General features: G+C 63.5%; 7 protein-coding genes. 6 read left to right on the forward strand and 1 reads right to left on the reverse strand.

From position 1 onward, the window contains the following. From EOA60_RS12430 to EOA60_RS12455, 6 genes are all read left to right on the forward strand, one after another. A partial coding sequence (locus EOA60_RS12430; RefSeq protein ID WP_164899282.1) for a substrate-binding domain-containing protein occupies positions 1 to 473 on the forward strand: 473 nt, incomplete at its 5' end. 295 nt (positions 474 to 768) lie between these two features. Then, complete coding sequence (locus EOA60_RS12435; protein ID WP_066990529.1) at positions 769 to 1,893, forward strand: sugar ABC transporter substrate-binding protein; 1,125 nt, start codon at positions 769 to 771, stop codon at positions 1,891 to 1,893. A 75-nt stretch (positions 1,894 to 1,968) separates the two neighbouring features. Further along, positions 1,969 to 3,516 (forward strand): sugar ABC transporter ATP-binding protein, encoded by a 1,548-nt coding sequence (locus EOA60_RS12440; protein WP_095824964.1) that lies wholly within the window; start codon positions 1,969 to 1,971, stop codon positions 3,514 to 3,516. Continuing rightward, complete coding sequence (locus EOA60_RS12445; protein WP_066990536.1) at positions 3,513 to 4,493, forward strand: ABC transporter permease; 981 nt, start codon at positions 3,513 to 3,515, stop codon at positions 4,491 to 4,493. The genes EOA60_RS12440 and EOA60_RS12445 overlap by 4 nt, the downstream gene beginning before the upstream one ends. After that, entirely contained in the window at positions 4,490 to 5,476 is a 987-nt protein-coding gene (locus EOA60_RS12450) for an ABC transporter permease (RefSeq protein WP_095802329.1), read from the forward strand. Before EOA60_RS12445 ends, EOA60_RS12450 begins: the two co-directional genes overlap by 4 nt. A gap of 80 nt (positions 5,477 to 5,556) precedes the next feature. Beyond that, positions 5,557 to 6,039, forward strand: a complete 483-nt coding sequence (locus tag EOA60_RS12455; protein ID WP_082954084.1) for a gluconokinase — start codon at positions 5,557 to 5,559, stop codon at positions 6,037 to 6,039. A gap of 83 nt (positions 6,040 to 6,122) precedes the next feature. Here EOA60_RS12455 and EOA60_RS12460 read toward each other — a convergent pair. Next, on the reverse strand, positions 6,123 to 7,248 hold a 1,126-nt coding region (locus EOA60_RS12460; protein WP_128311412.1), incomplete at its 5' end, for a hypothetical protein.

Raw genomic sequence — 7,248 nt, forward strand, 5'->3', positions numbered from 1 at the left:
GTTATCGGCGCATCGGTTTCATCGGCGCGCGCATGGACCCGCGCTCGCAGCGGCGCCTTGCCGGCTATCGCGCGGCCATGGAGTCGGCCGGCCTGTTCGATCCCCGCCTGGTCACCACCACGCCGCTACTGTCCAGCGTGACGCTCGGCCGCGAGCTTTTGCGCGATGCTCTGGCCAAGATGCCGTCGCTCGACGGCGTCTTCTGCAACAATGACGATATCGCGCTGGGGGTCTTGTTCGAATGTCGCCGCGCCGCCATCGCGGTACCTAAGGCCATCGGCATCGTCGGCTTCAACGACCTCGACATGATGCAGGCGGCGTTCCCGTCGGTCACCAGCGTTCGCACGCATCGTTATGAAATCGGACGGCAGGCAGTGGCGATGGCGCTGGCGGCGATTGCGGGCCGGAGGCCCCAGCAGAGGGTTGTCGATCTCGGTTTCGAGCTCATTCGCCGCGAGAGCACCGCACGTTGAAACACGCAAAGACGACTGTGCAAATGCCGGTTTACTACCTTGCATGGTAGCGCTACCATCTTCTGCGTCGAGCAATAAGATGGCAGACGCGAGGCGCTGTTTATTATACATAAGCAAACAGTCCGTGCTTGTTTATTATGTATAATATGATAGTTTGCTGAATTGCCCTCAGGCGAGGCAAGAGGAGGCAGCGGGCGGCAAAGGTCGGCCGGCAGGCGATTGGATGCGGCAGGAGGTGCCGGCCAAGACGCCAGGACTTAATCAACAAGCAGAACTGCAACTGGGAGGAATACTGATGATCAAGTCACTTGTTGGCGGTGTGGTTGCCGCCACTGCATTTGTCATGCTGAGCTCGTCGGCGATCGCCGATCCGGAAATCGTCAAAGGGCCCTCGGCCGAGCCCGACTGCTTCGCGCCCTGGGCGGCCGACACACAATTCTTCAAATATCCGAAGAAGGAAGGGCCCTATCGTATCGCGCTCGCGAACGGCTATATCGCCAATACCTGGCGCATCCAGATGATCCAGACGGCCAAAGCCTATGCCGCGCAGCCGGACGTCGCCAAGAAGCTGAAGGAATTCAAGGTGGTATCGACCGGCGAGGATGTGCCGGCGCAGATCTCGGCGATCAATAACTTCATCGACTCCGGCTTCGACGCGATCGTCGTCAACGCCCAGAACCCGACCGCGTTCGGGCCCGTGATCAAGCGCGCCAAGGAAGCCGGTGTCATCCTGGTTGCCTTCGACAACATCCTCGACACCAAGGACGCCATCAACGTCAATGTCGACCAGAAGGGGCTCGGCGAATTGTGGGGCAAATGGCTGGTCTCGCACGTTCCGAACGGCGGCAAAGTGCTTGAGGTGCGCGGTGTCGCGGGTACCTCCGTCGATACCGACCGGCACAATGGCATTCACGAGGTTCTCAACGCGTCGGGCAAGAAATGGGATGTCACCGAAGTCGTCGGCAAGTGGGACGACGGCGTGGCGCAGAAAGCCACGGCCGACGCGATCGCCACCAGCGGACCGTTCGACGGCATCACAGGGCAAGGCGGCGATACCGGCATCGTGCAGGCGATGATCGACGCCAAGCATCCGTTCGTGCCGTTCGGCGGCGAGACGGAAAACGGCTTCCGCAAATTCTGCGCGGCGCATGCGGCGGACGGGCTGAAATGTTCGTCGGCCGGTACCGGCCCGGCGCAGGTTGCCGTTGCCATCAAGACGGCGATTGCCGCGCTCGAAGGCAATGTCGTGCCGCAGTCGGTCAAGCTGCCTTTGGCCATCGTCGAGGATCCGAACTTCAAGGCAGGGCAGGACTACTTCCCCGATCAGTCCGACAATTTCTTCGTCGGCAATTCCTTCCCGACCTGCGGCATCAATTTCACCGCGCAGGAAATCATGGGCCAGACCAAGGAAAACAAATAGTCTGACGGACCGGCGTCGCGGAAGCCGCGGCGCCGGCCGCTTGATGCCAATCACGAACTGGCCTGGGGAGGGCTGATGAACGGCGCGGCTCCGCTCTTCCGCATGGAAGGCATATCCAAGCGCTATGGCGGCGTGCGCGCCCTGGAAAAGGCCGATCTCACCGTCACGGCCGGCAGCATCCACGCCATTCTCGGTGAGAACGGCGCCGGCAAATCGACTTTGATCAAGGTCATGGCCGGTGTCGTCGCGCCGGATGAAGGTACCATGACCCTGGACGGCCGCGAGGTGACATTTGCTTCGCCCGCCGCGGCAAACCAGGCCGGCATCGTCTGCATCTTCCAGGAGCTGTCGCTCATTCCGGAGCTGAGCGTAGCCGACAACATCGTCATATCGGACCCGCCGAAACGCTTCGGCATGATCGACCGCAAGGCGCAACGGCGCCTCGCGGAACAGGCGCTTGCCCGCGCGGGTGCCTCCGATATTCACCCCCTGGCGCTGATCAAGGACCTGCCGCTCTCGCGCCGACAGATGGTCGAGATCGCCAAGGCGTTGGCCAGGAAGCCGCGCATCCTGATCCTCGACGAAGCGACGTCGGCGCTGACCGCCGCCGATGTCGCGAAGGTCTTCGAGGTGCTGAAGCGGTTGCGCCAGGAAGGGCTGGCGCTGCTTTACATCTCCCACCGAATGAACGAGATCTCCGAGCTTGCCGACCAGTGCACGGTGTTTCGCAATGGCCGCAATGTCGCCAGCTATCCGGCCGGGTCGAAGAGCGACAACGAAGTCGTGGAACTGATGATCGGCCGGGAATACAGCCACATCTTTCCGCCGAAGCCGCCCGGGCCCCAGACGGTTGCAGCTTCTGTGCTGGAGGCGCGCAACCTGTCCTGGAGCGATAGGCTGGACAATATCTCGCTCTCGGTTGCGGCCGGCGAGGTCGTAGGATTGGGCGGGCTCGACGGCCAGGGTCAGCGTGAGCTGCTGCTGGCGTTCTTCGGCGTTCTGCGAGGTCTTTCCGGGCAGATCCTGGTCGACGGCAAGAAGGTTTCGATTGCCAGCCCGGCAGCCGCCAGCGATGACCGTATCGGCATGGCGCTGATCCCGGAAGACCGCAAGACGGAAGGGCTGATGCTGCCGATGACGGTGCGCGAGAACCTTTCCTTCGCAGCACTAGACAGGCTGTCCAAGGCCAGCGTCATCGACCGTGCCGCCGAGCAGCGGCTGATCGATGACATGGTTGAATTACTGGCCATCAAGACGGCGGGGCTCGATATCCCTGTCGGGGCGCTGTCCGGCGGCAACCAGCAGAAGGTGGTGATCGCCAAATGGCTGATGCGGCAGCCGCGCATCATTCTGCTCAACGATCCGACGCGCGGCATCGATGTCGGCACCAAGCAGGAGCTCTATCAGCTGATGCGTAAGCTCGCCGACGCCGGCGCCGCGATATTGTTTTATTCGACCGACTATGACGAGCTGATCGGCTGCTGCGACCGCGTGCTCGTGCTTTATGACGGCGCCATCAAGCGCGAGCTGGTTGGCGCCGATATCACCGAGCACGCGCTGATCGCCAGCGCGCTGAATATCCACGGCGGCAGCGAGCGGGCAGAGCAAGGAGAGGGCGCGTGAAGGATTGGCGCTATTGGCTGGCCGAGCAGCGCGGGACGCTGCTGGCGTTCGCCATCTTCATCGTCATGTTCGCGATCTACAGCGGCAATCATCCAGCCGGCTTCACGGCCAATGTCGTGCAGACGGCGGCGAACAAGGGCGTTCTGCTTGCCTTCGTGGCGATGGCGCAAACGCTGGTTGTGATCACCGCCGGCATCGATCTCTCGGTCGGCATGATCTTCACGCTGACCAATTGCATGGCTTCCTGGCTCGTCATCGGCACGGGTCTCGAGACGGCGTTCGGATTGGTGGCTGTGCTTGGCACCGGGCTCGTCTGCGGGGCAATCAACGGCGCCATCGTGATCTACGGGCGCCTGCAGCCGATCGTCGCTACGATAGCCACGGGCGCCGTCTATTTCGGTCTCGCGCTGCTTTTGCGACCGGTTCCCGGCGGATCGGTCAACGAGGACGTCGCCGATTTCCTGACAGGGCGCTTCTTCGGCGTCGTGCCGGCAAGCCTGATGGCGCTGTTCGTCGTCGTGCTTGTCGTGTGGGTGCCGTTCCGCCGCTCCGAGCTCGGCCGCGCCGCTTACGCTGCGGGCTCGTCCGAAACGGCAGCCTATATGTCGGGTGTGCCGATCCGCAGGGGCAAGTTCCTTGCCTATACGCTGGCCGGACTGCTTGCCGCGATTGGCGGCCTGTTCCTCACCTTCTTTACCTATACGGGCGAGGCTGCCTATGCGAGCGGCAATGCCTACACGTTGTTCTCGATCGCGGCCGTTGTGCTCGGCGGCGTCTCGCTGTTCGGGGGCAAAGGCAGCGCTATTGGCGCGATCTTCGGAGCGCTCGCCTTCCGCACCATCGGCGACCTGCTGTTCGTCTTCGATTTCGACCCGCTCTGGCAGCCGCTGTTCCAGGGCATCATCCTGTTGATCGCGGTCAGCCTCGGCGCCTTCGCGCTGTTTCGGGTGCGCAACCGGCTGGAGTGGTTCCTGTGAGCGAAACGACGCTTGGCGGCATCGCCAGCCGCATGCCGAAATTCATCCGCCGCGCCGATCCGGCGGTGGCGACCGCCTTTGCCTGCATCGTTATCCTGCTTCTGCTAGGTAGCCTCTATTCGCGCAGTTTTCTCTCGCCGGAATATCTCCTGCAGCAGCTGAAGGTCGCGTCATTCCTCGGCGTGATCGCCACCGGCATGATGCTGGTAATCCTGCTCGGCCAGATCGACCTTTCCGTGCCGTGGTCGGTGGCGACCGGCGCGATGATGGCCTGTGCCGCTGCAGCCTACGGTCCGGTCGGCGTCGCGCTCGCCATCCCGTTCGGCGTCCTGTGCGGGGTCGCGATCGGCATCGTCAACGGCGTCGGCGTGGCTTATTTGCGCATTCCCTCGATGATCATCACTCTAGCCACCAACGCCGTCGCGCAAGGGCTGATGGTGGTCTATACGGGCGGGTTCTCGCCGCAGGATTCGGCGACAGCGGCGATGCGCTACCTTGCGACCGGCTTCACCATTCCGGGGGTGCCGAACGCGGTGATCATCTGGGCGCTGATAGGGGCGGCAATGGTTTTCGTGCTGACCCGCACCTCCTTCGGCCGCGTCGTTTACGGCATCGGTAACCGTGAGCGCGCCGCCTATCTTTCCGGAATCGACACGCGCCGCGTGGTGCTGATTGCCTTTGCCGTCTCCGGCGGGCTCTCGGCCTTCGGGGGCGTCCTGCTCGCGGGCTACGCATCGAAGGCGGCGCAGTCGATGGGCGACGCCTATCTGTTGCCGTCGATCGCCGCCGTGGTGCTGGGCGGCACTTCGATCCTCGGCGGCCGCGGCTCATATCTTGGCACCGTCGCCGGCGTGATCCTGATCACGCTGCTGCAATCGATCCTGTCGGTCATGCAGATGCCGGAGGCGGGGCGGCAGATCATTTACGGCGTCGTGATCGTGGCCATGCTTTTGCTCTATGGCCGTGCGCCGGCAAGCCGCTGACTGTGGATGAAGGATCGTAAGGTCACAGCCGTCGGAGGTTTCCATTGAACGACATCCGGTCAGCGCCGGCCATAGTCGTGATGGGGGTCGCCGGCTGCGGCAAGACGGTGATGGGCGAAGCGCTGGCCGAGGCGCTGGGCGCGGTCTTCATCGAGGGCGACCGGTTGCATCCGCCGAAAAACGTGGCGCGCATGGCGCGCGGCGAGCCGCTGACGGATGCGTTGCGCGAGGGTTGGCTCGATGCCATCGGCGAGCGCATCGCAGCCTCCGTCGGCGAGGGACACAAGCCGGTGGCGGCCTGTTCGGCGCTGAAGCGCAGCTACCGGAACCGGCTGCTCAGCTTTTGCCCGGGCATCGTCTTCCTCTATCTGAAGATCGATCGCGAGACTGCCCGGCGACGGGTGTCGGGGCGCAAAGGCCATTTCATGCCGGCGAGTCTGGTCGACAGCCAGTTCGCGACCCTGGAAGAACCGGAGCCGGACGAACCGGCGGTGACGGCGGATGGCGCGCGGAGCGTCGCCGCCATCCTTAAGCAAGCACTGAGCTCAAGCCCCTCGAGCTGAACAGGTTCAGGCGACGCACTTTTCAGTCTTCGTTCTGATGCATGTCGTTGACCCAAAACCGCTGCGCGTCTGGGGGAAATGCATTATGCGGCGTCGGCGCCGATCGCGGCTTGATCCTGCTGTCCGGTGAGCCGGTTGGCGCTGGACCAGGCCATCATCTGCTCGGGATGCAGTTTGACCGCTTCCAGCAGCCGGTCGCGCTTGAGCAGGATATAGGCCGCTTGCAGAACGAGGTTCTTTGCCGCCACGTCCTTTGCCGGCCGGGATGCAGGCTGGACAGCGTTGGGCTTCAGTTCGGGACTGACGATCGCCCGGTATTCGCGAAAGGGCACTGTCTCCAGGGTCGACATGCCAAACAGCGCAGCGCCGGCGCGCGCCGCAAAATTCGCCGGCGCCGAGGCGAGGTGGGTCCAGCCACGCTCGCCCATGGCGCTCTCGGTGAAGGTAGATCCCGCGTGGATGGTGTTGGTCATCAGCACGACTCCGTTCTCCTTCAGCGCCTTCTGGATGCGCGCCGTAACCTGGTAGGCTTCGGCGCGCTCAAAGACGATGCGGCTCTTCAGAAACCGGTTTTCGACCTCGACCAGCGGCTTGTTGATCACATGCAGGCCGAATTTGCTTTCCGAAAAGCCGTGGAAGTTGACGCTCACCTGGTGCGCTTCGATGCCGGCTTCGAAGAGGGCGCGCTTGCCCATGATGGTCTGGGCGACGAACTGATCGCACCAGACGATGGCGCCGCGGCCGCGCTGCAAGGCCTCGCGCAAGCCGTCGATGCCTTCCAGCCGGATCGCCGGCGACCAGCGCCTGCCAGGCGCCAGATGAGCGGCAAGCATCAGACGGCGGCGATGCGCGGCGGCGAGATGTCCCCTGAAAAGGCTTCGCGTGTCGGCATCATCGCCAAGCACCGCTTTGATCGCCACGTCATACCGCGCGAAATCCTTGCGAAAATGACGCTTGCGTCGAAGCGTCGAAACCCAATCGCAGATCGGCGCCCACCAGGCCACCGGCAGCACCGCCGCCACCCCGAGATAGAACATGGATAGCAGGCTTTCGCGCAGATCCTTGTTGGAGACGCTGCGCAACTTGCCGGGGCGGAGGAGCTTGCGGCTGAAGAAGCGGACGGTCTCGCCGCGCTCCGGCACTGCAACGTCGGCGATGATCTCGGTATGATAGATGCTGGCGGATGACGGTTGCCGGTTGGCCCTGCGG

Source organism: Mesorhizobium sp. M1A.F.Ca.IN.020.06.1.1, from assembly GCF_004023265.1.
Classification (GTDB): Bacteria; Pseudomonadota; Alphaproteobacteria; order Rhizobiales; family Rhizobiaceae; genus Mesorhizobium.